The 24,342-nt window shown below is 70.5% G+C and carries 22 protein-coding genes and 1 pseudogene; 15 read left to right on the top strand and 8 right to left on the bottom strand.

Features of this window, described 5'->3' with window-relative positions:
* Nucleotides 1-140: 140 nt before the first annotated feature.
* Both JIX56_RS26900 and JIX56_RS26895 read right to left on the bottom strand, forming a co-directional pair.
* A complete protein-coding gene (locus JIX56_RS26900) occupies nucleotides 141-494 on the bottom strand; it encodes a hypothetical protein (protein WP_257544303.1) in 354 nt (117 codons plus the stop codon).
* Nucleotides 495-1,647: 1,153 nt separating this feature from the next.
* Nucleotides 1,648-2,112: an ATP-binding protein gene (locus tag JIX56_RS26895; RefSeq protein WP_443031886.1), complete on the bottom strand. Its 465-nt coding sequence runs from the start codon at nucleotides 2,110-2,112 to the stop codon at nucleotides 1,648-1,650.
* Nucleotides 2,113-2,288: 176 nt separating this feature from the next.
* Between JIX56_RS26895 and JIX56_RS26890 the strand changes: the two genes are divergently transcribed.
* From JIX56_RS26890 to JIX56_RS26870, 5 genes are all read left to right on the top strand, one after another.
* On the top strand, nucleotides 2,289-3,206 hold the full coding sequence (locus JIX56_RS26890) for a helix-turn-helix domain-containing protein (RefSeq protein WP_257551132.1): 918 nt from the start codon (nucleotides 2,289-2,291) through the stop codon (nucleotides 3,204-3,206).
* The gene (locus tag JIX56_RS26885; protein WP_306819881.1) at nucleotides 3,160-3,300 is read left to right on the top strand and encodes a DUF397 domain-containing protein; all 141 of its coding nucleotides are present in this window, start codon (nucleotides 3,160-3,162) and stop codon (nucleotides 3,298-3,300) included. Before JIX56_RS26890 ends, JIX56_RS26885 begins: the two co-directional genes overlap by 47 nt.
* A 283-nt stretch (nucleotides 3,301-3,583) precedes the next feature.
* Nucleotides 3,584-4,465, top strand: coding sequence for a hypothetical protein (locus JIX56_RS26880; protein WP_257544300.1), 882 nt, complete (start codon nucleotides 3,584-3,586; stop codon nucleotides 4,463-4,465).
* A 90-nt stretch (nucleotides 4,466-4,555) separates the two neighbouring features.
* The gene (locus JIX56_RS26875; RefSeq protein WP_257544299.1) at nucleotides 4,556-4,921 is read left to right on the top strand and encodes a hypothetical protein; all 366 of its coding nucleotides are present in this window, start codon (nucleotides 4,556-4,558) and stop codon (nucleotides 4,919-4,921) included.
* Nucleotides 4,918-5,253, top strand: coding sequence for a type II toxin-antitoxin system PemK/MazF family toxin (locus JIX56_RS26870; RefSeq protein ID WP_257544297.1), 336 nt, complete (start codon nucleotides 4,918-4,920; stop codon nucleotides 5,251-5,253). Before JIX56_RS26875 ends, JIX56_RS26870 begins: the two co-directional genes overlap by 4 nt.
* Before the next feature lie 47 nt (nucleotides 5,254-5,300).
* Here the strand turns inward: JIX56_RS26870 and JIX56_RS26865 are convergent, their stop codons facing one another.
* On the bottom strand, nucleotides 5,301-6,491 hold the full coding sequence (locus JIX56_RS26865) for an MFS transporter (RefSeq protein WP_257544295.1): 1,191 nt from the start codon (nucleotides 6,489-6,491) through the stop codon (nucleotides 5,301-5,303).
* A gap of 96 nt (nucleotides 6,492-6,587) precedes the next feature.
* On the opposite strand from JIX56_RS26865, the pseudogene JIX56_RS26860 reads away from it, so the two are divergent.
* The 4 genes and pseudogenes from JIX56_RS26860 to JIX56_RS26845 all read left to right on the top strand — a co-directional run.
* Nucleotides 6,588-7,556: pseudogene (locus tag JIX56_RS26860) on the top strand (DUF5937 family protein); the annotation flags it as partial.
* Between the two features lie 404 nt (nucleotides 7,557-7,960).
* A complete protein-coding gene (locus JIX56_RS26855; protein WP_257544293.1) occupies nucleotides 7,961-8,467 on the top strand; it encodes a glutathione peroxidase in 507 nt (168 codons plus the stop codon).
* Between the two features lie 152 nt (nucleotides 8,468-8,619).
* Nucleotides 8,620-9,495, top strand: a complete 876-nt coding sequence (locus tag JIX56_RS26850; RefSeq protein ID WP_257551131.1) for a MerR family transcriptional regulator — start codon at nucleotides 8,620-8,622, stop codon at nucleotides 9,493-9,495.
* 276 nt (nucleotides 9,496-9,771) lie between these two features.
* Nucleotides 9,772-11,436 (top strand): hypothetical protein, encoded by a 1,665-nt coding sequence (locus tag JIX56_RS26845; protein WP_257551130.1) that lies wholly within the window; start codon nucleotides 9,772-9,774, stop codon nucleotides 11,434-11,436.
* Between the two features lie 127 nt (nucleotides 11,437-11,563).
* Here the strand turns inward: JIX56_RS26845 and JIX56_RS26840 are convergent, their stop codons facing one another.
* On the bottom strand, nucleotides 11,564-14,809 hold the full coding sequence (locus tag JIX56_RS26840; protein WP_257544291.1) for a D-alanyl-D-alanine carboxypeptidase: 3,246 nt from the start codon (nucleotides 14,807-14,809) through the stop codon (nucleotides 11,564-11,566).
* Nucleotides 14,810-15,087: 278 nt separating this feature from the next.
* On the opposite strand from JIX56_RS26840, the gene JIX56_RS26835 reads away from it, so the two are divergent.
* The 3 genes from JIX56_RS26835 (at nucleotide 15,088) to JIX56_RS26825 (ending at nucleotide 17,600) form a co-directional block, all read left to right on the top strand.
* The gene (locus tag JIX56_RS26835; protein WP_257544290.1) at nucleotides 15,088-15,846 is read left to right on the top strand and encodes a GOLPH3/VPS74 family protein; all 759 of its coding nucleotides are present in this window, start codon (nucleotides 15,088-15,090) and stop codon (nucleotides 15,844-15,846) included.
* A gap of 426 nt (nucleotides 15,847-16,272) precedes the next feature.
* Complete coding sequence (locus tag JIX56_RS26830) at nucleotides 16,273-17,142, top strand: helix-turn-helix domain-containing protein (protein WP_257544288.1); 870 nt, start codon at nucleotides 16,273-16,275, stop codon at nucleotides 17,140-17,142.
* Nucleotides 17,143-17,390: 248 nt separating this feature from the next.
* The gene (locus JIX56_RS26825; protein ID WP_257544286.1) at nucleotides 17,391-17,600 is read left to right on the top strand and encodes a DUF397 domain-containing protein; all 210 of its coding nucleotides are present in this window, start codon (nucleotides 17,391-17,393) and stop codon (nucleotides 17,598-17,600) included.
* A gap of 125 nt (nucleotides 17,601-17,725) precedes the next feature.
* Here JIX56_RS26825 and JIX56_RS26820 read toward each other — a convergent pair whose 3' ends face one another.
* Nucleotides 17,726-18,565 (bottom strand): hypothetical protein, encoded by an 840-nt coding sequence (locus tag JIX56_RS26820; RefSeq protein ID WP_257544284.1) that lies wholly within the window; start codon nucleotides 18,563-18,565, stop codon nucleotides 17,726-17,728.
* 80 nt (nucleotides 18,566-18,645) lie between these two features.
* Here JIX56_RS26820 and JIX56_RS26815 point away from each other — a divergent pair, with 80 nt between their 5' ends.
* The 3 genes from JIX56_RS26815 (at nucleotide 18,646) to JIX56_RS26805 (ending at nucleotide 21,718) form a co-directional block, all read left to right on the top strand.
* Nucleotides 18,646-19,434 (top strand): SDR family oxidoreductase, encoded by a 789-nt coding sequence (locus JIX56_RS26815; protein WP_257544282.1) that lies wholly within the window; start codon nucleotides 18,646-18,648, stop codon nucleotides 19,432-19,434.
* Nucleotides 19,435-19,638: 204 nt separating this feature from the next.
* Nucleotides 19,639-21,216, top strand: coding sequence for a sodium:solute symporter family protein (locus JIX56_RS26810; protein WP_257544280.1), 1,578 nt, complete (start codon nucleotides 19,639-19,641; stop codon nucleotides 21,214-21,216).
* Between the two features lie 199 nt (nucleotides 21,217-21,415).
* Nucleotides 21,416-21,718 (top strand): hypothetical protein, encoded by a 303-nt coding sequence (locus JIX56_RS26805; protein WP_257544278.1) that lies wholly within the window; start codon nucleotides 21,416-21,418, stop codon nucleotides 21,716-21,718.
* Nucleotides 21,719-21,750: 32 nt separating this feature from the next.
* On the opposite strand, the gene cpt is transcribed toward JIX56_RS26805, so the two are convergent.
* The 3 genes from cpt to JIX56_RS26790 form a co-directional block, all read right to left on the bottom strand.
* A complete protein-coding gene (cpt, locus tag JIX56_RS26800; RefSeq protein ID WP_257544277.1) occupies nucleotides 21,751-22,284 on the bottom strand; it encodes a chloramphenicol phosphotransferase CPT in 534 nt (177 codons plus the stop codon).
* A gap of 179 nt (nucleotides 22,285-22,463) precedes the next feature.
* Nucleotides 22,464-22,979 carry a GNAT family N-acetyltransferase gene (locus JIX56_RS26795; RefSeq protein WP_257544275.1) on the bottom strand — a complete coding sequence of 172 codons (516 nt, stop codon included), beginning with the start codon at nucleotides 22,977-22,979 and terminating at the stop codon, nucleotides 22,464-22,466.
* 69 nt (nucleotides 22,980-23,048) lie between these two features.
* Nucleotides 23,049-24,164: an ADP-ribosylglycohydrolase family protein gene (locus JIX56_RS26790; protein WP_257544273.1), complete on the bottom strand. Its 1,116-nt coding sequence runs from the start codon at nucleotides 24,162-24,164 to the stop codon at nucleotides 23,049-23,051.
* Between the last annotated feature and the right edge of the window lie 178 nt (nucleotides 24,165-24,342).

Genomic DNA, 24,342 nt, shown 5'->3' with positions numbered 1-24,342 from the left:
GGTCGGGAGCGGCGGGCCGGCATCCACAGCCCCAGCGTCACCACCACCGACGCCCCCGCCATCACTGTCATCGCCGCGCCCGGTGAGTTCGGGTGAGGCCAGGGCAAGGAGCCCGTCTCCTACGGGTCGGCGACGGTGCCTCACCCGGAGAGGCATGCACGAGTCCTCGTCCGTCCTGCGGCGCCCCGCGAGCCGCCGCTGCGGCCGGTGACCGCTTCCCCGGTCACAGAATTGGTGGAGCCGGAGGGACACGGTCGCTTCGAGCCCTCGCAGATCGCGCGCGGTGCGCCGTGGACGGTGAGGCGGTCGACGACCGCACCTTCCAGCGCGGCCCGCAGCGCGAAGGCCGCGCCCCGGCACCGACTCGCCGTGGTGGCGGTGAGCACCGTGGGCGAAGCGGGTAGGACCGTGACGGGCCCGGCCGTGGTAGGGCCGCCTACGTCCGCGAGGAGCAGTCCGGCGGTGTTGAGCAACTGACGGATCGTCGCGTTCACTGGGTGGCCTCCTCCGCAGAACGCGCGGGACCGGGCGGCTGTCCTCTCGTAGCCTGTCGACGTGACCCGTCATACCCCGCCGCGCCCAGTGGACGTTGAGCAGTTGTTTCCTGAGGTGGCGCCCCTCCGGAAGGAGACTGTGAGGCTTCACCCGCGTGCAGGTGAGCCGACGTGCCGAGACAGCTCGGTCGGAGGCCCGCTGCTGTGGCCAGCCGAGGAGGCCTGGCCGCTCTGCCCCGAGCACGAGAGGTCGCCGATGGTGCCGGTCGTGCAGATCTACCGCAGCGGCGTTCCTGACATCGTCCCGTTTCCCGACGGATGCGATCTGCTCCAAGTCCTGTGGTGCCCACGGAAGCACAGCGGCTTCCGCTGGGTCGTTCCGCACGTCCAATGGCGGAAGGCTGACGCGGTCCGGAAGATGCTGGATGCGCCGCCAACCCCAGCTGAGAGGTGGGAGAACTACGTCCCGCGTCCTTGCGTAGTACATCCGGAGCTGGTGACGGAGTACCCCTACTGGGACCTGCATGACGACATGTGGGACGAGTTGGAGTTCCGATTCCTGGAACTGGACCAGGAGACGGGCTGGGATTACCAGAGCCACCTCTCCACCGCGCCCGGCACAAAGCTGGTCGGATACCCCGGCTGGTGCCAGGACCCAGAGTGGCCTGACTGCGCTGGATGCGGGAATCGCATGGAACACCTGCTGACAGTGGAGAGCACCGAAGCCGATGCCGTGTCCGGGCACGCCTGGACTCCAGTCGAAGAGGGCCCCACGCCTTACGAGGGGCCGGGCCTGGTGCTGGGTGACCTGGGTGGTGTGTACCTTTTCGAGTGCCACACTTGCCCCGGGCGTCCATTCACATACCGCTACGACTGCCCGTAGTTATCGAGGACCCGGCATTGGTTTCCTGCGAGGTCACAGATCGTAGGCGCCCGCTGACCTGCGCAGGGACTCATAGGCCACCGAGGTCCTGGCAGGTCGCGCGGGGTGCTGTGGCGCAGCTCAAGGGGTCTGTGTACGGCCGGTCCGCGTGACGCGTGGCCGCAACCTGCCTGCTCCGGCACCTCCTCTCACGGAGAGGCGAGTTCTCGCACCTGATGCGATTCACATCCCTTTTTCAGCGATAACCTGGGTTATCGCAGATCTCAGCCTCTACAGGTGAGTTGATGCCTCGATGGGCACATCCGCCCATACCGTCTTGCCCACGGGGCGACGGGGAACCGACCCCCAGCGCACGGCCAGGGCGTCCACCAGGAGTAGCCCTCGACCTGACTCACCCTGGGGGTACGACGAGGGCGGGGCCGTGGGCGGCCGCTTCGCGGAGGCGGCGTCCGCGACCTCGATACGAACCAGGCCCGCAGCCGCGTCGAGGGCGAGCCGGAGGCCGAAGTCGCGTCCGGGGACTCGGCCGTGCTGTACGGCGTTCGCCGCGAGTTCGCCGACGACGAGGGCGACCGTGCACGACACGTCCGACGCGGGCGGGTAGCCCCACTCCTCCATGCACCGGACGGCGAGACGTCGGGCGTGTTGCGCACCTCGCGGTGAGGAGACGAACTGCTCGGTGATTGAGGGGAGTTCACGCGACTCGTCTCCCACGGCGGTCGTTCCTGTCAGCACGGCTGGTCCGTCCTTGTCTGTCGAGCTGAGGCATCCCGCGACGTACACGATTCGTCACGTTCCGTGCTCAAGAGTCGTCCGATCGCCCTACGCTCGACAGGTGACACAGCCTTACTTTTCAGGCCGTAAGGAACGGAAGTGACGCTTTGGCCAATGGAATTGACCCCAGCGCGTCGATGGCGGCGCTGTTCGGCGCGCGGGTGCGCAGGCTCCGTACGGCGGCCGGACTCACCCAGGCCGAACTCGGCGACAGGACGCACGTGGTGAGCACCCGGATCACGCAGATCGAGCGGGCGTCCGGAGCGAAGCCGACGCTGGAGCTGGCGCGTGCGCTGGACGCGGCCCTCGGCGCGGACGACCTGCTGGTCGAGTTGTGGCCGTACGTGTACCGGGAGGCGTTTCCGGACTGGTCGCGGAAGTTCATGGAGTACTCGGCGCGGGCGGTGGCCGTCAGGCAGTACGCCGCTCACGTGGTGCCGGGTCTGTTGCAGACGGAGGACTACGCGCGGGCCGTTCTCAGCCTGGACGCTCTGTTGGACGGCGAAGAGCAGTTGGAGGAGCGCGTCGCAGCCCGTATGGGACGTCAGCAGCGGCTGAGTTCGCCCGACCGGCCGGAGCTGTGCGTGATCCTGGATGAGGCGGTACTGAGGCGTCCGATCGGCGGCCATGCCGTGATGCGGAAGCAGTTGGCGCGACTGCTCGACGCTGCGGCGGAGCGTCACATCACCGTGCAGGTACTGCCGTTCGACCAAGGCGGACACGAGGCGATGGGCGGCTCGCTGACGATCCTGACCCTGCCGGACGGCTCAGAAGTGGCCTACACAGAGGGTTCGGACTACGGCCGGCTCATCGAGGAACCAGCCAACGTCAGTCGCTACAAGGTGATTTACGATCGGCTGCGGGCGGCAGCCCTGCCCCCGCTCATGTCACTCGACATGATCCGGTCCACGATGGAGGGCAACTACCGTGGCTCGAATCTCCCGTCCCGATCTGAACGGCGCCGCCTGGCGCAAGAGCAGCTACAGCAATCAGGCGGGGGGCGACTGCGTGGAGGTGGCCGACCAGTTCCGAGGGGCCGTCGTCCCGGTCCGTGACAGCAAGGTCCCGCACGGTCCGGCGCTGTATTTCGACACCGCCACCTGGGCCGCCTTCATAGGCGAGTTGAAGGCCGGGCACCACCGTCCCTGAGGCGGCCGGGCCCCGGCCGCCGTCCGCCTTCCGGGTTCACCGGGCCCTTGTCCGCGAGGGTCCGGCGGGCCACTGACCTCCCCAAAGAACCGGGGGAAAGAACTACCCGCCCACCCACCCTCCCTGGCCGGGAAGCCCTCCGTCACCCGTCCGAGTGACCGGCTTGCAGGCGCGGGACACGGGCGGTTACGTTCGCCGCGACAACCGCAAACAGATACGGCCCCCGGCCGGGATTGCCGTCCCGATCGAGGGCCTGACCGATCAGGAAGAAAGCACCTTCCCGATGGCTGACCCGCAGTCTAACGCGCGCCTGCGCGCCGACGCCGGAGCTCCGACCTCCGGCGTGATCCACGTACGGACCCGCCTCACGGCCGACTTCACCGTGATCTCCAACGCCCTCGCCCAGCGGCGCGGCAGCGCGGTCACGGTCGGCGTCGCGGTGTACATCCTCTCCCTGCCCACCGGCACCCCCGTGAGCATCGCCGCCCTGTGCGAGCACTTCAGCGAGGGCGAGATCCTCATCTCGCGGGCGCTCAGGGAACTCGAAGAGGCCGGATACCTGGAGCGCCGCCGCGAGCGACTGCCCACCGGGCAGATCCGCACCCGCACGTACTTCTATGACGTCCCCGGCGGCGGTCCGGACCTGGATCCGGACCCGGACGGGCCTCCGGAGCCGCCCAAGCCTCGTCGGCCCCGGAAGCAGCCCGCAGCCGCAGCCGTGGAGGAAACGGTGGCCGCGCCCGTCCAGGCCGAGGCGGAGACACCGATCCCGCTCGCCGACGCCGACCCGCAGGCCATCGCCGTACTCGCCTCCCTGCGCCGGGTCGACCCCCGCCTCGTCCTGTCCGCGCGGGAAGCCGTCCGTCTCGCCCCGGCCGTCACCCGGTGGCTCGCGGCAGGCCTCCTGCCCACACAGATCACGGACCACCTCACCGCAGGACTCCCGGACGACCTCCTGGTCCGCCCGGCGGGCATCCTCGCCTACCGGCTCAAGGAGACGCCCCTGCCCGCACCGGCCAGAAGCATGGAGCGCGCGGAACCCGCAGTACGTCCGGCGGTCGGGCGCATGCGGAACTGCGACGGTTGCGACCGGGGGTTCCGCTCGGCGGGAGACAGCCGTTGCCGGGACTGCCGATCCCATGACCAGCTTCGGGCGGCTGGCTGAGCCATGACTCATTCGCTCTTGACCAGCCGAGACACGAGGATGACACTGGTTGTACGACATTTGTCATACACAATGGGAAGGGAGGTAGGAATGGTTCCGAAGACCGAAAAGAAGAGCCGGGCCTCCGGTGCCACACCCAGGAGGCGCACACCGACCGCGGCCTCGACCTCACAGGCGCGCCAACAGCAGGGCGGCAGTGGTGCGACGAGCGTGGCCCAGGTGCGGCTGCGCCCGGATGAGCTGGCGGATCTGCAACAGGTGATGCAGACCCTCAAGCTGCACTCGCTCTCCGACGCCTTGCGCGAAGGGCTTCGGCTGCTCTCTCGCGAGGCGACCGAGGTTGCCGCCTCGCAGGAGATCCGCGACTTCTACCAGGGCGCCCAGGCTCCGACTCCCTCTGGCGTTCTGCCCGCGACGGCGGACGAACTGGCGGCAGCGGACGAGACCGAGTGGTGAACATCGGCTCCGCCCTGAGGGGCGAGGTGTGGGGTTGCGCCCTCCCCAGCCCCGTCGGCCCGCATCCGGTGGTCGTACTCACGGTGAACCGCATTGCCGAACCGCTGTCGGCGCTGACTGTCGCCGTGATCACCGGAACGAGTGGCCCCACCTCCACCCACGTTCCGATCGGTCGTGACTGCGGGGTGACCAAGTACGACGAGTCGTACGTGAACTGCACCGACCTGCACACCGTGGACAAACCAAGGCTTCGGCGGCGTCTCGGCCTGCTGGACCCGGGCGAGATGCGGCGTGTGGAAGAGTGCGTGCGCATCATCCTTGGGCTGGTGTAGCCGGGTACCCGTACCCATAGCGCATCACTCCAGCTACGAACAGGCCATCAAGACGTACACGCCGGTGACGTGAGCCCTGTCCTCTCATCTCGCCCCGCCGCCCACAGCCCCAGCGTCACCGCCACCGACGCCCCCGCCATCACCGTCATCGCCGCCCCCGGCGAGGTCAGTTGGGCCACACCGCCCGCCAGCCCCGCGCTCACGCCCTGCAGCGTGAGCATCCCCGCGGAGTGCAACCCCAGCGCGTGGCCGGTGAGTTCGGGTGGGGTCAGGGTCAGGAGGTGCTGTTGCTGGACCAGGCTCGCGCCGAAGCCGACGGAGGCGAGGGTCGCGCAGACGGCTGCCACGGGAGTGGGTGGGTCGAGGACGAACAGCAGGTACGGGCCGGCCAGGAGCAGCAGAAGGGGCGTGGCGAGGCGGGCCCGCAGCCCGGGCGGGAGGAGGCGGCCGACCGTCACATCGCCCGCCAGCATGCCGAGCGCCGCGCAGGCGAAGAGCAGGCCGGCGCGGTCGGGGGCGTACGCGACGAACAGGGACTCGCAGCCGACGACGAGACCGTTGGGGATCCACAGGCCGAGGTAGAGGCGGCGACGTGGGGCCGACGACCAGAGGAGGGCGTTCGTGCGCCAGGTCTCGGCGACGGACGGGCGGCCGGAGGCGCGCGGGGCGCGACGGGTCAGGCCCGCGAAGGAACAGAGGGCGGCCGTCGCGTACAGGGCCGCCGCCACCAGCAGCGTGACCGCCGGGGACAGGAACGCCACCAGGGCGCCGCCGGTCGCGTACCCGGCGATCTGCGTGACCCCGTGCATCATGTTGAACACCGAGCGGCCGAGCAGATAGCCGTCCTTCGGGAGGATCTCGTTCAGCAGGCCCCAGCGGACTCCGCCGCCGAGCGACGCGACCAGGCCCTGGGCCGCGATCACCGCGAAGACCGTCCACAGGGGCAGACCGGGCAGCGCCAACACCGCCGTACTCGCCGCGAAGACCACGGCCAGGCCCGTCATCGTCGCTCTCGGCGGCAGCCGGTCCGCCGCCGAGAGCAGGGTCGTCGCGCCGACCACCTGGGCGAGGGACGGGCCGAACATGCTGAGGGCGGACAGGAGCGGGGAGCCGGTCGCCTCGTAGACGGAGGTGCCGAGGGCCAGGCCGCCGATCGTGGAGGCGGCGACCTGAAAGGTGGAGGAGAGGAAGAGAGTCGTGAACTCCCTTGTGCGGAACAGGGCTTGGTAACTGCGCATGGGCAATGACCCTCGGGGCCGCCACCCGTCCACCGTAATGTTTCGCGCACACGCGAAAGCCGAGACGAGCTCGCGCCGAACCCCGGAGGTGTCCAGGTGGGCTGGTGGCAGGTCAACGCCGACACCCTCGCGGGCAGCCGTTTCGTCGTCTCACCGCTCGCCGAGACGTTCGCGAGCCTGAAGATGCTGCACGCCGGGACGGGAACGCACCCCGGTGAGCGGACCTGGCTGACGGCCCATCTACCGGCGTACCGAGCCGAGTTGGCCCGCCGCCCCCTCACCGCCCTGCTGATCCGCTCCGGGCTCGGCCAGAAGTGGATCGCCGACTTCCTGACCCCCACGCCCCGCGAGGACGAGACCTTCGCGGACGAGATCGCCCGGGTCCGGGACGCCGATCCCGCGGCCGCCCGCGCCCACCTCACCGTCTCCCTGCGCGGCCCCCTGCCCGCCGCCCTGCACCGGGACGACCTCCCCGCCCGCGCGGCCGACCTCCTGACCTTCGTCTGGGAGGAGACCGTACGTCCGTACTGGGAGCGGCGGCGGCGCGTACTGGAGGCCGACGTGCTCGCCCGGACCGCGCAGTTGGGGCAGGGCGGGTGGGCGGCCGTGCTGGACGCGATGCGGCCGGGGATGCGGTGGCTCGGGGAGAACCGGCTCCAGGTCAATCTCCATGAGTACCCACCTCGGGAGATCTCCGGCGCGCGGCTGGTCTTCGTGCCGGTCACCCCGCAGCGCACCGGGTGGGTGGCGTGGGAGGAGGGGCAGCGGTACGCGGTCGTGTACCCGTGCTCGGGCGTCCTCGCCGACGCCGACGGCAACGGCAACGGCACGACGGCCGTACCCGCCGCCCTCGGCCCGCTCCTCGGTGAGGCCCGCGCCCGGGTCCTCGTCCTCCTCGACTCCCCCATGAGCACCACGCACCTGTGCGCCGTGACCGGGCAGCGGCTGGGCTCCGTCGGCCGTCACCTGAAGGTGCTGCTGGACGCCGGGCTGGTACGGCGCGGCCGGGCCGGACGATCGGTGCTGTACGCACGGACAGCGGCAGGGGAGGTACTGGTGCGGGCCACCCCGTCAGCCCATCCGACGGCCACCCCGTCAGCCCGTCCGACGGCGACCGCTTCAACCCGTCCGGCGGCCACCCCTTCAACCCGTCCGACGACCGCCCCGTCAGCCGATCCGGCGGCCACCCCTTCAGCCCGTCCGACGGCCACCCCTTCAACCCGTCCGACGGCCACCCCTTCAACCCGTCCGACGACCGCCCCGTCAGCCGATCCGGCGGCCACCCCTTCAGCCCGTCCGACGGCCACCCCTTCAACCCGTCCGGCGGCCACCCCTTCAGCCCGCCCGGCGTTTGAGGACACGGAGAACGAGGCCGAAGGCCGACAAGGGGGGTCTGGGGGCGCAGCCCCCAGGGATGGGACGGGTAGGGGCGGCGGGGGCGAAACCTCTTCCGGAGATAGCATCCGCTTATGACTACAGACAACGCTGGCACCTCCGTCCTCGACGTAGAGATCGATGCCCTGAAGGGCGGTTCCGCGGACCTCGCCCAGTACGCCGGGCAGGCCGTTCTCGTGGTGAACGTGGCCTCCAAGTGCGGTCTCACCCCCCAGTACACGGGCCTGGAAGCGCTGCACGCGCGCTACGCCGCGCAGGGCTTCACCGTGCTCGGGGTGCCGTGCAACCAGTTCATGGGGCAGGAGCCGGGCTCGGCCGAGGAGATCGCGGAGTTCTGCTCGGCGACGTACGGCGTGACCTTCCCGATGACCGAGAAGGTCGAGGTCAACGGGGAGGGACGGCACACGCTGTACGAGCGTCTGGTGGGCCACGCGGACGCCGAGGGCCACACCGGTGACATCCGCTGGAACTTCGAGAAGTTCCTGATCGGCCGCGACGGCTCGGTCGTCGCCCGCTTCTCCCCGCAGACCGAACCCGAGTCGGCGGAGCTGGTCGCCGCCGTGGAGAAGGCCCTCGGCTGACGCCCGGCGGGCCGCCGTTGACCTTGCCCCTGGGGTAAGGGGCACCGTCCTTCTCGCCGGGCGGAAGGCGCCCGGCGACGGAGGATGGCCCAGTGAACCCAGTGAACCCAGTGGACCCAGTGGACCCAGTGGACCCAGTGGACCCGCCGGACATGGACGACCTGCTCACCATCGGCGCCTTCGCCGCCCGCGCGCGGCTGTCGGCGAAGGCGCTGCGACTGTACGACCGGCTGGGGCTGCTCACACCGGCGTACGTCGACGAGGTGAACGGCTACCGGTACTACCGGACCGACCAGGTCGAGCGTGCCCGTCTGGTGGCCCTGTTGCGGCAGCTCGACATGCCTCTCGCGCGGATCGCCGAGATCGTGGACGCCGTCGAACTGGACGGCACCCTGGCCGCCGACCGGCTCGCCGCGTACTGGGCCGGGGCCGAGGAACGGTTCGCGTCCCAGCGGACCCTTGTCGCCTACCTCCGTGGACGGTTGTCGGGAAGGGACCCTGGAGTGAACGGCATGGACGAGACATATGGGAAGTTTGTCGTCGAAACGGTCGATACGGCGCCGCAGGTGCTGTTGACCCAGTCGAGGCACACCCTGGCGGACGAGTTGCCGGCGTGGATCGGGGCGTCGCTGGGGCGGCTGGAGGAGGGTGCGGCGGTCTGCGGCGGAACCACCGGGGCGCCGTTCGTGGTGTACCACTCCGAGGTGTCCATGGAGAGCGACGGCCCCGCCGAGTCGTGTGTGCCGGTGGCGGACGAGGGTGCCGCCCGGGCGTGGGCGGCCGAGCACGGGCGGGCCTGGGAGACCGAGGTGCGCGTCGAGCCGGCGGGGCGGCTGGTGTACACCCGGATCACCAAGGCCCAGGTGGCGCATCCGCAGATCCTCGCGGCCTTCGAGGCGGTCGAGCGGTGGATCGCCGGGCAGGGGCTGGAGGTCGTCGGCCCGTGCCGCGAGATCTACTTCGCGGACTGGGACGCGGCGGGCCCCGAGGACCCGGTGTGCGACGTGGCGTTCCCGGTCGCATCCTGACCCTGACACAGCCGTGGCCGCTGCGGCCGTAGGGGTTTCCCTACGGCCGCAGCGGATCGCACACGTCCTGTCGGCCAACTGTCAGTGAGTGATTAGCGTCTACCTCAACACACGGAGAACGTCTGGGAAGACGTCTGTGAAGACCCGCACCCGCCCGCACGAGTCGAACGGAACGGAAGAGCCGCAGTGGCCTTTGCCGAACTGACCCCACGGCGACCCGTCTCGCGCGCCGACGAACCGTCGCCGACGCGCGAGCCGTGGCGCGAGCGCCACCGAGTGCCCCTCCTGGCCGCCCTGTGCGCCCTGCCGCTGTACTTCGTGTGGTGGGCGGTCTTCGCGACCGGTGGTGGCGATCTGGCGGCCCAGGTGGCGTGGGCGGAGTTCGCGAAGACGTACCCGGACTCCGCGGTCAACCTGTTCTGGTACGGCGGACTGCACGCGGCGAACTACAGCGTGCTCTCGCCGTATCTGATGGCGGTGTGCGGCGTCGTCCCGGTCACGCTGGTGTCGGGGCTCTCCGCCTCCTGGCTCGCCGGCATGGTCGTCACCCGCACGGGCGTACGCAAGCCGGTGCCGATCGCGCTGGCGGCGACGTTCTCCCTGTGGTGCCAGGTGGTGTCGGGGCGCTCCACGTTCATGCTGGGCACGGCCTTCGCGATGGGGGCCCTGGTCGCCGTGCTGAGCGGGCGCGGCCGGTGGCGGTTCGCCGTGGCGGCGGTGTGCGCGACGCTGTCCACGATGGGGAGCCCCGTCGCCGGGCTGTTCCTCCTCGTGGTCGGCGCCGCGTATCTGCTGTGCCGCGAGTGGGGCCGGGCGGCGGCGCTGCTCGTGCCGCCGGTGACCGTCGTCGCCGTCACCACCGTGCTGTTCCCCTTCGAGGGCGAGCAGCCCATGGCCTTCAGCCGGATATGGCCGCCAGTCGTGCTGTGCTCCCTGGTCGTGCTGGTCGCGCCGAGCGCCTGGCGGGTGCTCCGCCTGAGCGCCGCGATCTACGCGCTCGGCGTGGTCCTCTGCTATCTGATCCCCACCCCCATCGGCACCAACGTCGAACGCCTCCTGGAGCTCGCGGGCCCGGCGGCCGCCCTGGCGATCTGCCTGCACCGGGGCCAGGCACGCACGGACGACTCCCGGCTGCCGCTGTCCTGGTTCACCCCCCGGCGGCGGATCGTGGCCGGCGCGGTGGCCCTGGTGTTCTCCGTGACCTGGCTGACCGGCAAGACGACCGCCGACATCGTCACCAACACCAAGGTGCCCGAGTGGGCCGTGAAGACCGACGGTGTCGTGAACGAACTGAAGCGGCTCGGCGCCTGGAAGACCCGCGTCGAGGTGGTACCGGCCCGCGACCACCGCGAGGCTGCCATCCTCGCCCCGTACATCAACATGGCGCGCGGCTGGAACCGGCAGGCCGACGTCGAACGCGGCCGTCTCTTCTACGAGGGCCACGGCGGGACGGAGGTGCCCGAGGGCGCCTTCACCCCGGCCGCCTACAAGGCCTGGCTCTCCCAGTGGGCCGTCGGCTTCGTCGTCCTCGTCAACGGCGAGCCGGACGGGCCCGCCGAGCTCGAACACGCCCTGGTGACCAGCGGGCCGGACTATCTGGAGCCCGTCTGGCAGGACGCCAACTGGAAGATCTACCGGGTGAAGAACGCGACCCCGCTGGTCGACGAGCCGGCCTCCGTCGTGAGCGCCGACGGCGCCAACCTCGTCGTCCATATGCCGGAGCCCGGCGAGGTCATCGTCCGCGTCGCCTACTCCCCCTGGCTCTGGGCCGACAACGGCTGCCTCACCGCCGACCGCGAGTCCGACGGCGACCTCACCGAGTTCACCCGTCTGACGGTCCACGAGGCGGGGGACGTCCGCATCAGCTCCCAGTACGGGGGGCCTTCACGGACGACGGCGCTGGAGTGCGAGAAGGAAGCGGACGAGAAGGCGGAGCCGTAGGGCACGCCCTCACGAACGGAAGAGGCGCCCCTCCTGGCTCGGTGGCCTGGAGGGGCGCCTCTTCCGTTCGTGCCGCCCTCTTCCGTTCGTGCCGCCCTGTTCGGTTCGTGCTGCCGTACCGCGGTGGTCAGCTCACTCGGGTCAGCCTCGTGCCGAAGCCGGGTTCGGTGAGGTCCTTCTGGAGGGCGACCGGTACCACGACGCCGTCGCCGGAACCGTCGCCGACGGTCAGGGAGCCCACCTCGGTGCCCGTCTTCGCCTCGTTCGGGATGGACTCGCTCGGGTCGAGTTCGAGCTTGACGGTCTTGCCGGCCCAGCCGACCGCCGAGACGTCCTTCGTGACCACGACCGGGGTCTGTCCGCCGAGCCCGTCGTCGACATATCCGACGACGTCGCCCTTCTTCAGGATCGTGCTGGAGGTCAGGGCGTCCTGGGCGGCGACCATGGCCGTCTTGCTGACCGCGTTGACCGTGTCGATGATCGGCGGCGTGTGCTGCCCGAGGATCGCGCCGACGACGATCACCGTCTCACCGCCGACCTCCTTCGTGGCCGCGAAGAGCAGGTTGCCGCCGGCGGCCGTGGTGGAGCCGGTCTTGATGCCGATGGCGTTGTCGTACGGGACGAGGGTGTTGTAGTTCCGGTGTTTCAGGCCTGAGGGGTCCGTCCACTCGGGCAGCTTGGTGATGTCGGTGAGGGCCTTCATCTGTACCAGCGCGTTGCCGAGCTTGACCTGGTCCTCGGCGGTGGAGACCGTCGTCTCCTTCAGCCCGGAGGGGTCGGTGTACGTGGTGTTGGTCATGCCGAGGTCCTTGGCGGCGGCGTTCATCTTCTTGACGAACTCCTCCTCGGAACCGTTGCTGTCCCAACGGGCGAGCAGCCGCGCGATGTTGTTCGCGGACGGAATCATGATGGCCGCGATCGCGTCGTACTGGGTGAGCTTGTCGCCCTCCTTGACGGTGTTGAGCGTGGACTCGCCCTTGCCGTCCTCGTCGTATCCGCCCTCGGTCTCCGCCTTCGCGTCGACCGGGATCGTCGCGCCCTTCGAGCCGACCTTCATCGGGTGTTCCTTGAGGATGACGTACGCGGTCATCGCCTTGGCGACGGAGCCGATGGCCACGGGCTTCTGCTCGCCGAAGCTGTCCACCGTGCCGATGCCGTTGACGTCCATCCAGCCCTGGCCCTCGCCGGGCCAGGGGAGGGAGACCTTCTCGCCCTCGAAGGCGTACGACGCGTCGGTCGTCAGCGCGAGCGTCGGGGTCGGGAGCGGGCGCACAGCCTGTACGACCGCAAACACGATCGCCAGCAGGATCGCCAGCGGCGTCCAGATCTTGACCCGGCGGATGACCGTCCGCACGGGGGTCTGCCGGGGCGGCGGTGTGTTCGTCAGCTCCGCCAGGAGATCCAGCGGCGGCTTCGGCGGCAGCGGCTGCTGCGTGGTGCGCTCCGGCCCCACCTGAGGAATGGCCCGCGTCGCCTCCGCCGGGCTGAGGGCGGCGGGGCCCTCCGGGGGCTTGGGCGCGGTGGGTTCGTCCAGGGACTTGAGCGCTACGAATTTGCTGGTGCGCTCGACGGGAGGCGCGGCGTCAGCGTCGTCACCCTCGTCACCCTCGGCGTCCTCGGCGGGCTTGGCTGCCCCGCCCCCCAGCTTGAGCATGGTGGTGGGCTGATCCACAGCGGGCGGCCGGGGAGCCCGGAAGATCGCGGTCGGCTGGTCGACCGGCCGATCCGCCTCGGCTCCGCCATCGCCCCCCGACTCCCCACCCGCACCACCCGTGCGACTTTCGTCGTCACCTGCGGGTGGCCCCTGTGGAACGTCCTCACCGTCGGCGGCTTCCGGCTCGTCGTCAGCGACTTCCGGCCCATCGTCCACCACAGGATCGCCGACGTCCGAACCGCCGCCGGTACCGGACGCCGACTCGTCAACAGCGCCGGCCCGCGCGTCGACGGCGAAACCGGGGCCCGCCGCGTCGACGGCGGCGCCGGGCCGTGCGTCGAGGGCGGAACGGGGATCCGCCGCGTCGGCGGAACGGGGGTGCGTCCCATCGGCGGAACGGGGGTCCGTCCCGTCGTCGGCGGCGCCGGGCCGTACGTCTGCGGAGGCGGAGGCGGGTGCGCTCTCGCCCTCCTCGCCAGGCCCCTTGTCAGCGGCGGAGCCGGGCGCTGTGGCGGTCTTCGGCTCGGTGCCGACGGCGGAGCCGGGTGCCGTGGCCGCCTTCGGCTCGGCGTCGGGCTCCTGAGCAGCCTCGGGTTCGGCGTCGTCCTGGGTTTCCACGTCCTCCTCGGAGTCCGCTTCCTCCCCCGCCCCAACTGCGGGCAGTCGTGCCGCTGGGGCGGCACGGGTGGGCGCGACGGCACCCCGCACGCGCGGGTCAGCGTCACCGCCCCCGGCCTCAGCCCCGGCCTCCGGCCCAGCTTCGGCAGCCTCGTCGTCCCCGCTCGGCTCGACCTCGTCGGCGTCGCTGCCGGCCCGCGCCCCCGCGTCGCCGCCAGAGGCACCGTCCAAGCCCTCCACAGCCTCGTCAGCCCCGCCCGGCTCGTCCCCGCTCAACTCCTCGGCGTCGGCGTCGGCCTCACTGCCGGCCCGCACCCCAGCGTCGCCGCCAGAGGCACCGTCCAAGCCCTCCACAGCCTCGTCCGCCCCGCCCGGCTCGTCCCCGCTCAACTCCTCGGCGTCGGCGTCGGCCTCACTGCCGGCCTGCACCCCAGCGTCGCCGCCAGAGGCGCCGCCCGAGCCCTCTGCGGCCTCGTCAGCCCCGTCACCGCCGCCCGAGTCGGCGTCCGACCCGTCGGCGTCCGATCGCCCGGCATCCGAGCCCTCGCCGTCCGCAGCATCGCCCCGGCCTGTCTCCGACTCACCGGTCCCCGGCCCAGCGGCCTCCGACTTGCCGGTCCCAGCCCCAGCGGCCCCCGACTTGCCGGTCCCAGCCCCAGCGGCCCCCGACTTGCCGGTCAACGACCCAACGGTCCCCGGCTCGGCGGAGCCTGCCTCGCCGGTTCCCGGCCCAGCAGTCCCAGCCCTCTCGGCCCCCGACCCCTTGGCCCGCGCCCCCTCGGTGCCCACCCCGTCGGCGTCCTCCGCCCCGGTCGGCCTCAGAGCCTCAGCCTTGGACGCCTTGGACGCCTCGGCCGTCTCGGTCGCCTCGAGGAGTGCCCGCCGGGAGAAGACCGCCGTTGCCTGGTCGACTTTTGGGGCCGGTTCGCGGGACATCGAGATGCGGGGGTCAGGGGTTGGCTCGGTGGAGCCGGAGGACTGGCCCGGGAGGGAGCCGGTGGCTCCGGGGGCCGGGGCGTCCGGGATCGGCGCCTCGCTCCCCGACGTCGACCCCGTCGACGACTCGTACCGCTTCGACCTGTCGGGGGACGTGCCCGCCACCGATGCCTCCTCCCGCGCGCCGCCCGTCCTAGGAGCGCGCGCCCAACCGAACGTGAATCCGAAATCCGTGAAAACCCGCCGCCCGGACACTAGTCACCGCGCGCACCACCGCGCCTCGCCGCTGTCCGAACCATGTACCAGTGTCCTGTGTGCGGGCTTAACCCCTGCGGTAGACGAGAACGACATAGCTACTGGTTCCACTACATTCCGGTCACGCACTCTCGACAGACCAATGTGAGAGGGGTCACCCTGTCATTCATCCACGCGGGGAGGCATGGATGGGCAGGAGCCGCAGAAGTATTCCGGAAGAGCTTCTACTGCTGGCGCTGGACCCGGCCACGGGTACCACCGCACAGCCGCAGTCGCTCGACCTTGGTCTGGCCGGAGCACAGCTAGTGGAGCTGGCGCTGGCCGGACGGATAGCCCCGGACGGGGATCGTATCGCCGTGGTGTCCCCACGGCCGACTGGAGATCCAACACTGGACTGCGCGTTGGAGTTGCTGCGAAGGCGTGGCGCTCCCGTACGGGCGGTCAACTGGATTGGCGGGCCGCGTCTCGGGCTCCGCCAGACCTACCTCTCGCATCTGGAGCGGTGCGGCATGGTGCATGCCGTGGCGGGCCAGATGTGCGGAGTGCTGCCGACGACTCGCTATCAGGCGAGTCAGACCGAGATCAGCCGGGAGATCCGAGCCCGGCTGGACTCCGCGATCCGCACCGGCGTCCCGCCGGACCCGCGGACCGCGGCGCTCGCCGCCCTGGCGCACGCGGTCGGCCTCGGCAAGCACCTGTATCCGGGGAACGAGGGACGCTCGTCCCGCTCCCGGCTGCGGGACCTGATCCGGCACGACCCCATGGGCGGCCTGGTGGCCCACGCCGTCATGGACGTGCAGAACGGCGTGGCCGCGCAGCCACGCCGCAGCCCGGCACCGACCGGCCGTCAGGCCGCCCCCGGCGCCAGGCCACCCGCACCGGAACCCGCACGCGGCGTTCCGATGCAGCCACGCCGCGGCTCCATGGCACGCGTCGTGGCGCACTGAGGCACGGAGGACTGAGGCACGGAGGTGTGAGGTGCCGGGCCCAGAGCCGCGGGCCTGACGCCGACCGCACCAGACGTTCCACACGCTCCACACGTTCCACAGCACCGCTTGCACCGCCGGCACCGGACCAACCGTAGGGACCCCAGGACCCGGTTCGGGAGCCGCAGGCTCGCGCGGGGCGATGAGGCCGTACGTACGACTCCGTACGACGCGACCCCATCGCCCCGCGCGGCCGCATGTCCGGCGAAAGGGGCGGGCGAGGGCCATCCATCCGGCGGAGATCCCTCCGCGGCGGAAAAATACCGGCGCGAACGGCGCATGCGCAGCGCATATCCGCTGTTTTCCAGCGGTACTCGGCACCTTGGTGGCAATCTGCTCAACAGCAGATACGCAATGTAGAGGCACGCAGCCGGAGGTGCACGTCCCGTGGCGTCCAATGTCAATCCCACTGTCAGGCGACGCCGACTGGGCATGGAGTTGCGTCGGCTCCGTGAACAGAAGGGCATGACCGCCGAGGAGGTCGCCGAGCGGCTGCTGGTCTCCCAGTCGAAGATCAGCCGCCTGGAGAACGGCCGCCGCAGCATCAGCCAGCGCGATGTCCGCGACCTCTGCGGGGTCTACGAGGTCGAGGACCAGCGCCTCGTCGACTCGCTGATGCAAATGGCCAAGGACTCGCGTCAGCAGGGCTGGTGGCACGCCTTCGGCGACGTCCCGTACAGCGTCTACATCGGCCTGGAGACGGACGCGGCCAGTCTGCGCGTCTACGACCCCCAGGTCGTCCCCGGGCTGCTGCAGACCCGCCCGTACGCCGAGGCGCTCATCGCGGGCGCGCTGCCCGAGACCACCCCCGGCGACATCGACAGGCGCGTCCAGGTACGGCTGCGGCGACAGGAACGTATCTCCGCGCCGGAGAGCCCCCTGCGGCTGTGGACCGTCCTCGACGAGGCCGCGCTGCGCCGTGTCGTGGGCAATCGCTCCCTCATGCGCGAGCAGTTGGAGTATCTGGTCGAGCAGTCCCAACTCCCGCACGTCACCGTGCAGGTGATCCCCTTCGACCTGGGCGCGCATCCCGGCCTGAACGGGCAGTACGCGATCCTGGAGTTCCCGGACGCGTCGGATTCCAGCGTCGTCTACATCGAGGGCGTCACCAGCGACCTGTACCTGGAGAAGCCCACCGACGTCCAGAAATACAGCGTCATGTACGAGCACTTGAGGGCACAGGCCCTGAATGTGGATCAATCCCGCCAGTTCATCGCGGGTATCGCGAAGGAGTACGCGCAGCTTCGGCCGCAGTGAGTCCTGCCCAAGTCCCACTGAAGGGCCGGAAGATACACCTTCGACACACTCGGAGGGAAGACCCTCATGGAATATGCCACCCACCCGAGTGAATAGTCGCTTCGTCGGCCGATGTTGGCGAGTAGCGTCGATCACGCCAAGGAAATCAACGACCTTGGCGGAAACCGAACTGTGGTCTCCGGAAACGGTCAGCAACGTCCACGGCTCGGCGACAGCAACTCAACGACCAACCGGCAAGCGGAGCAGAAATGGCAATTCAGCAAGGCGCCACGGACACGTGGGTCAAGTCCTCTTACTCCACGGGCAACGGCGCGTGCGTCGAGGTCAAGTCCCCCGTCCTCTCGGCCCTGTCCGTGCGTGACTCCAAGGTTTCCGACGGTCCGACGCTGGCGTTCCCCGCCGACTCGTGGAACGCGTTCGTGACCGAGGTCAGCCGGGGAGCCTTCGACCTCGCGTGACCATGGTTCACCCCAACCATCATCACCACTCCGACAACTTCACATACATCCACTGACAGAGCCCTCTCGACCGGCCCGCCGTCCTGGCCGAGGGGGCTCGGCCTTGCCCGCCCCTCAGCCCGGGGTCACCGCAGCCGGTCCACGTACTTGTCGGTCCCCGGCACCGTGGGAACGAACGGCGCCAGCAACTCCAGTCTCCCCAGCCCCGATTCCGCGAGCGCTTCTTCCCACCCGCCGAAGCACGCCTCCCAGCACTCCCGCGGATCGGCCTCCAGGAACCACAGCAGGGTGAGGCGGGTGTCGACGCCCTCGACCTGCTTCACGTACGACATCCGGTCGAGGGGCAGCGGGGTGGGCCGGAAGACCGTGACCATGGCGGCCGGCGACCCGGCGAGCCGCTTGGGCAGCTGCCGGGCCCGCAGCCACTCCAGCAACTCGGCCCGTTCGGCAGGCCCTTCGGCGTCGATCACCTCGAGGACGAGGCCCGCGTACGGGTGGTCGAGGGCGTGGAAGTCGCGGGGCCCGGCGGCCCCGTCGCGGTAGACGGTCGCCTCGTGGTCCTGGAACGCGGTGAAGACATGCGTACGGTCCTGGTAGACGCGTGCGTCGCGATTCAGCCGTTTGTTGATGGCGACGGTCCACCGCATGTGGTCGTCGTAGCGGCCGTCGGTGATCCAGTACGTGGACAGGTAGCAGCCGGCGGTGACCGGCTGGGCGATCGCCGACTTCTCCGGCGTACGCAGGAGTTGGAGGTCGCGGGTCGCCACCCAGCGGCGGCCCGCGAACATCCAGGGCATCGCCATCGCGCCCGCGTAGTAGTGGTCGTCCTCGTACCAGCGGTTGTACGCGTACTCGTGGCCCGGGTGCGGCTCGACCATGGTGATCAGCGCGTGGCCGGGGTGGACGCCGTACGGGCCTACGGCAGCCAGTTCGGCGTACGTGGCGCTGCGGGTGTCCTCGCTCATGTGCTTCCCCTTCCGTCCACCTGCGGTCGCCCCTACTCTGACGCTCCGTCAGATAGTGCGCCAGAGCCGGGAGGTCTCCGATGTCATTGCTCGCGGGCAAGACCGTCGTCGTCTCGGGGGTCGGGGCCGGGCTCGGACAGCGGGTCGCCGCGGCCGTCGTACGGGACGGCGGGAACGCCGTGCTGGGGGCGCGTACGGAGGCGAATCTCGCCAAGGCCGCGGCGGGCGTGGATCCGGACGGCGCGCACACGGCGTACCGGGCGACCGACATCACCGACGAGGCGCAGTGCGCGGCGCTGGCGGCGCTCGCGCGGGAGCGGTTCGGGGGTGTGGACGCGGTGGTGCATGTGGCGGCCCGGGACAGCTATTTCGGGGGCCTGGAGGACGCGGACTTCACCACGTGGCAGGCGGTGCTGGACGTGAATCTGCTGGGCACGCTGCGGATGACCCGGGCCTGCCTGCCCGCCCTGAAGGCGGCGGGCGGCGGGTCGGTCGTCATCATCGGCACACAGTCGGCGGTGGCCGCGCCCTCGCAGGTGTGGCAGGCGGCGTACGCGGCGTCCAAGGGCGCGCTGACGAGCGCGATGTACTCGCTGGCGCGGGAGCTCGGCCCGCACCGGATACGGGTCAACACCGTGCTGCCGGGCTGGATGTGGGGGCCGCCGGTGGAGGCGTACGTCCGGTTCACCGCGCACGGCGAGGGTGTGCCCGAGGCGGAGGTGCTGGCGCGGCTCTCCGAGCGGATGGCGCTGCCGGAGCTGGCCACGGACGGGGATGTCGCGGACGCGGTGGCCTTCCTGGCGTCCGACCGCGCACGGGCGATCACCGGCCAGTCGCTGCTGGTGAATGCGGGGGAGCTTATGCGCTGACCTGGCCCGTCGATGGGGGAAGCAGGCGCGGGGCTGATCCTTCTCGGCTCCTTTTCGGCCAACTCGTGGTTCATATACATAAACTCAGGTCACCGCTCGGAACTTTTTTACCCGCTCTTGACCTTCCACTTGCTTGCCGTGGGCATGCCACCGAACCCAGAGTTCACATGCCTGACCCTGGCGGCGGACCCTGGAAGGGGGCCCATGAATAGTCTCGACTGGGCCGTGCTCATCGGCTACTTCGGTGTGATGGTCGCGATCGGCGTCTGGTCGCACAAGCGCGTGGACAACGTCAGCGACTTCTTCACCGCCGGCGGCAAGATGCCCTGGTGGCTCTCCGGCATCTCGCACCACATGTCGGGCTACAGCGCGGTGATGTTCACCGGGTACGCCGGTATCGCGTACACCTGGGGCGTCACGTCCTTCGTGACGTGGTCCTTCCCCATCGCCCTCGGCATCGCCATCGGCTCCAAGCTGTTCGCGCCGCGCATCAACCGGCTGCGCTCACGGCTGCATGTGGCGTCCCCTCTCGAATACCTGAAGAACCGTTACAACCTGGGCACCCAGCAGGCGCTGGCCTGGTCCGGCATGCTGCTGAAGATCGTGGACGTCGGCGCGAAGTGGGCCGCGATCGCGACTCTGCTGTCGGTCTTCACGGGCATCTCCCTGAACCAGGGCATCCTGATCACCGGCTCGATCACGGCCGTCTACTGCACGATCGGCGGCCTCTGGGCGGACGCGCTCACGGAGTTGGGCCAGTTCGTGATCCAACTGCTGGCGGGCATCGCGATGTTCATCGCGGTGGTGGCGAAGCTGGGCGACTACGGCGGCTTCTTCGGCGTCTGGGACCGTCCGGAACTGCAGGGCCACGGGGAGCCGCTGGTGGGCCCCTACGGCACGGTCTTCCTGCTGGCATTCCTGTTCATCAAGCTCTTCGAGTACAACGGCGGCATGCTCAACCAGGCCCAGCGCTATATGGCCACGGCGACCCCGCACGAGGCCGAGCGCTCCGCCCGGCTCTCGGCGATCCTGTGGCTGGTCTGGCCGCTGGTGCTGTTCTTCCCGATGTGGATGTCGCCGCTGCTGGTGACGTCGGAGAAGGGCGACGGTTCGGACTCGTACGCCCTGATGACCGAACAGCTGCTGCCGCACGGGCTGTTGGGCCTCGTGATCGTCGGCTTCTTCTCCCACACGATGGCCATGTGCTCGTCCGACGCGAACGCCATCGCCGCCGTCTTCACACGGGACTGCGCGCCGGTGATCTGGCGCCGGGCCCGTACGTGGAGCGAGGGGCAGGGGCTGCGGGTCGCCCGGATCACGACGGTCGTGTTCCTGGGGCTGTCCATGGCGGCGGCCACGCAGGTCAACTCGCCCGCCTTCAAGGACATCATCACCGTCGTCATCAAGTGGGTCGCCGGGCTCATGGGCCCGATGGCCATCCCGATGATGCTGGGTCTGCTGCGGCCGTTCCGGCGGTCGGGGCCGACGGCGGCGCTCACCAGCTGGGCGTGCGGGTTGTTCGCCTTCTGGCTGGTGAACTACCCGATCCACTGGAACGTCGAGGGCGGGGTTCCGCTCCAGTACCAGGTGTCCATCCCGCTGGCGGTGTCGCTGGTGCTGTACATCGTCATCGGCTTCATCAAGCCGGAGGACACGCCCGAGCGGCTCGCGATCATCGAGAAGATCAACACGGATGGGGACGGCGACGGCAGGGGCGGAGCGGGAGCCGCGGCCGCGGTGCCGGCTCCGGGGAAGGATGCGTCCAGTCCTACGGGGGTCTGAGGATCCGATGCCGGCCTGAGCTTGAGAGTGAGGGCCGCCCCGGTGCCGACCGGGGCGGCCCTCGCTGCTGCGCCGGGCGTTGGGGCGGTCCTCGCCGCTGCGTCGGGCATTGGGACGGTCCTCGCCGCCGCGTCGGGCATTGGGACGGTCCTCGCCGCCGCGTCGGGCGTTGTCAGTGCGCGTCGCTAGGGTGCCGCGTATGCGATCGCTGATCACCGCCGTCCGCGAACAGGACGAGGCCGCCCGGTTCCTCACCTGGCCCGGCGACTTCGACCTGGACCGGGGCGACCACGGCGAGGAGGTTCATCTCACGTCGGGCGCCACGCTGGAGGGCTTCGCGGGTGACGGCGCCGGGGGCACGTTCTTCTTCTGCGGCGAGGGCGGCGAGGGCGGCGAGGGCGGCGAGGAACGCCCCGTCCTCTACGCGGACTCCGAAGGAGGCTACTACGTCCTCCTCTCCACGGCGGAGAACGAGCCGTACGATCCGCTGATCGAGAGCTGAGACGCGACCGTCAGTGGGTCGTGGTGTGGCCGTCAGCTGACGTGGGCGGCGATGGTGCGGGCGCACGTCAGGGATTCGGTGTGGGTGGTGTCGACCTCCAGGTCGTAGTGGACGCCCTCGTGGACGATGTTCGCCTGGGCGGCGGCCATTCCCCGGACTCGGTCGCCCCGGGCGATCTCGCGGCCCGCGGCTACGGCGCTGTCGCAGCGGACGCCGACCCACAGCACGTCCAGACCGTCGAGGAGCTTCTGCCAGCGTCGCTGGGAGGCCGCTCCGCCGAGGAAGATGTCGTCGATGATGATCCTGGCGCCCGCGTGGGCCATGGCCACGACACCTTGGGCCCAGGCCTGTTCCAGTGCCCTGAAGTCCGCGCCGATGGCCACCTCGCCGTCCGTCGAGATCTCGATCCCGCCGTCCGACGTCTGCATCCTCGCGGGCATCGCGTCGATGAGGGAGTCGGCCCCGAACGCCAGCCACTGGTCCGGCAGTTCGGCCTGCAGGCACCGTACGATTCCGGACTTCCCCGCGCTGGAGCCGCCGTTGAGGATGATCATCTGAGTCGTCACCGGGTCACGGTAGGACGCCCCGCACGCGACGCGAAACCTCTTTCGGACGCGGCTCTGCTCACGGCGGTGCGCGATCCGCGCGTGGACGTCGTCGTCGCGCTGTCGCCCACGTCCCGGGTCCGGTGCGACGTCGGACCGGGCCGGGACGGAGCGCGACGGCCCTACCGGTCGTTCTGGACCTAGGGCCGGCGTTCGGCCGGGGTCGGGGTGCGGCTGATCGCCCGCGACGGCGCCGGCCACCGGCCGCGTCTGCCCGGCGCCGGCCCACGCACCATGAACACATCCACCGCGTCCTCCGTCTCCAGCCTGAACCCGAGCCGCTCGTACAGGCGGCGGGCCGGGCTTCCCTGGAGCACGTTCAGGCGGACCGGGACGCCGTCGCGGTCGCAGCGGTCGAGGAGATCGCGGAGTACGGCCGTGCCGATGCCGGTGCCCTGGAGTTCCGGGGTCAGGAAGAAGTGCTCCAGCCAGTGGGCGTCGGGGGACGGGCGGAGGGCGACGCAGCCGGCGAACGTGCCGCTGACCTCGATGATCCAGGCGTGGGCCGGGTCGAAGGAGTCGCGGAGGCGTTGGCGGACGCGGTGGGGGTCGTAGCGGCCGAGGCGTTCGAGGTCCGGGCGCATCACGACGGCACGCAGTTCGGCCACGGGTTCGATGTCTGTCAGGGACGCCGGTCGTAGGTTCCAGTCGGCCATGATCTTTCGCTTCGTACCTCTCCCACACTGTTCGTGCTCTTCGGGTCCAGTCGTTCCCGACCCGTTCCTTCAGCCTCGCGGGTACCGCGTCAGCCATCCCGGTACCGCCCCGCCCGGGCCGTGCAGGGCCGGTCCCTGCGTCATCTCCAGGGCGAAGTCGTCGGCGAGGACGAGGATGGTGGGGCGGCCTTCCAGCTCCGCCAGCCAGGCGGGAGGGAGGGCCGTCTCGCCGTGGAGGGCGCCGAGGAGGCCGCCTGTCAGGGCGCCGGCCACCCCCGAGGGGCCGCCGTGGTTGACGGCCAGGCGCAGGCCGTGGCTCACGTCCTCGCCGACCAGGGTGCAGTACACGGCGACGGCCAGCATGCCGTCGGCGGTGCCGTCGGCGGCCAGTCGCTCGACGACGGCCGGGGTGGGCGTGCCCTGGCGTACGGCGGTGACGGCCAGTTGGAGGGAGTCGGCGACAGGCTGGTGGCCGGGGCGGGCGGCCAGCAGCACCTGGGTCTTCTGGACGGCGGCGTCGAGGCTCTCGCCACGGGCGAGGGCGTGGACGATGACGGCGTAGGAGCCGGCGGCGAGGTAGGCGGTGGGGTGGCCGTGGGTCTGGGCCGCGCACTCGACGGCCAGTTGGAAGACGAGCTGGGGCTCCCAGCCGACCAGCAGTCCGAAGGGGGCCGAGCGGGCGGCGGCCTCGGCGCCGCACGCGCCGGGGTTCTTGGGGGCGTCGAGGGTGCCCATGGTCCCGTCGGCGAAGCCCAGGAGGCAGATGAGGGAGGGGTCGCGGCGGGCGTAGAGCCACTCCTCGCGGGCGAGCCAGCCGTCGTCCTTGCGGCGTTCGTCGGGGCCCCAGTCCCGCTGGGTGGCGGCCCAGCGCCGATACGCCCGGTGCAGATCGGTCGGCGGGTGCCAGACGCCGGTGTCGCGGCGGACCTGGGCGCGGATCAGACCGTCGACGGTGAACAGGGTGAGCTGGGTGAGGTCGGTGATGGCGCCGCGTCTGCCGTACGCGGAGACCAGATCGGTCAGCCACTCCGGGCCGTACGCCTCGCCGATCTGTGGCAGGGTCAGCTGGTCGACCGGCGCGCCCAGCGCGTCGCCGACGGCCGCGCCCAGCAGCGTCCCGCGCACCCGGCTGCGGAAGTCCTGCTGTTCGGCCCGCCCCCAGACGGCACCGGCTGTCGCACCCACCCCGGCCTCCTCACGGCCCACCCGCACGTCAGTACGTCAGTACATCCGTACGCCCGTACGGCTCGACAGTCCAGCACTGTAATCGAATGGGAACGGTCCGTTCAGGGCTCTTGACGAGCGCAATTCTCCCGTAAACCACAACCGTTTGGCACTCTCGGTCGTCAAACGATCGAATGTG

Source organism: Streptomyces sp. CA-210063, from assembly GCF_024612015.1.
Classification (GTDB): Bacteria; Actinomycetota; Actinomycetes; order Streptomycetales; family Streptomycetaceae; genus Streptomyces.
The sequence above is the reverse complement of the archived record's forward strand: the minus strand, read 5'-3'. Positions and strand labels throughout refer to the sequence as shown.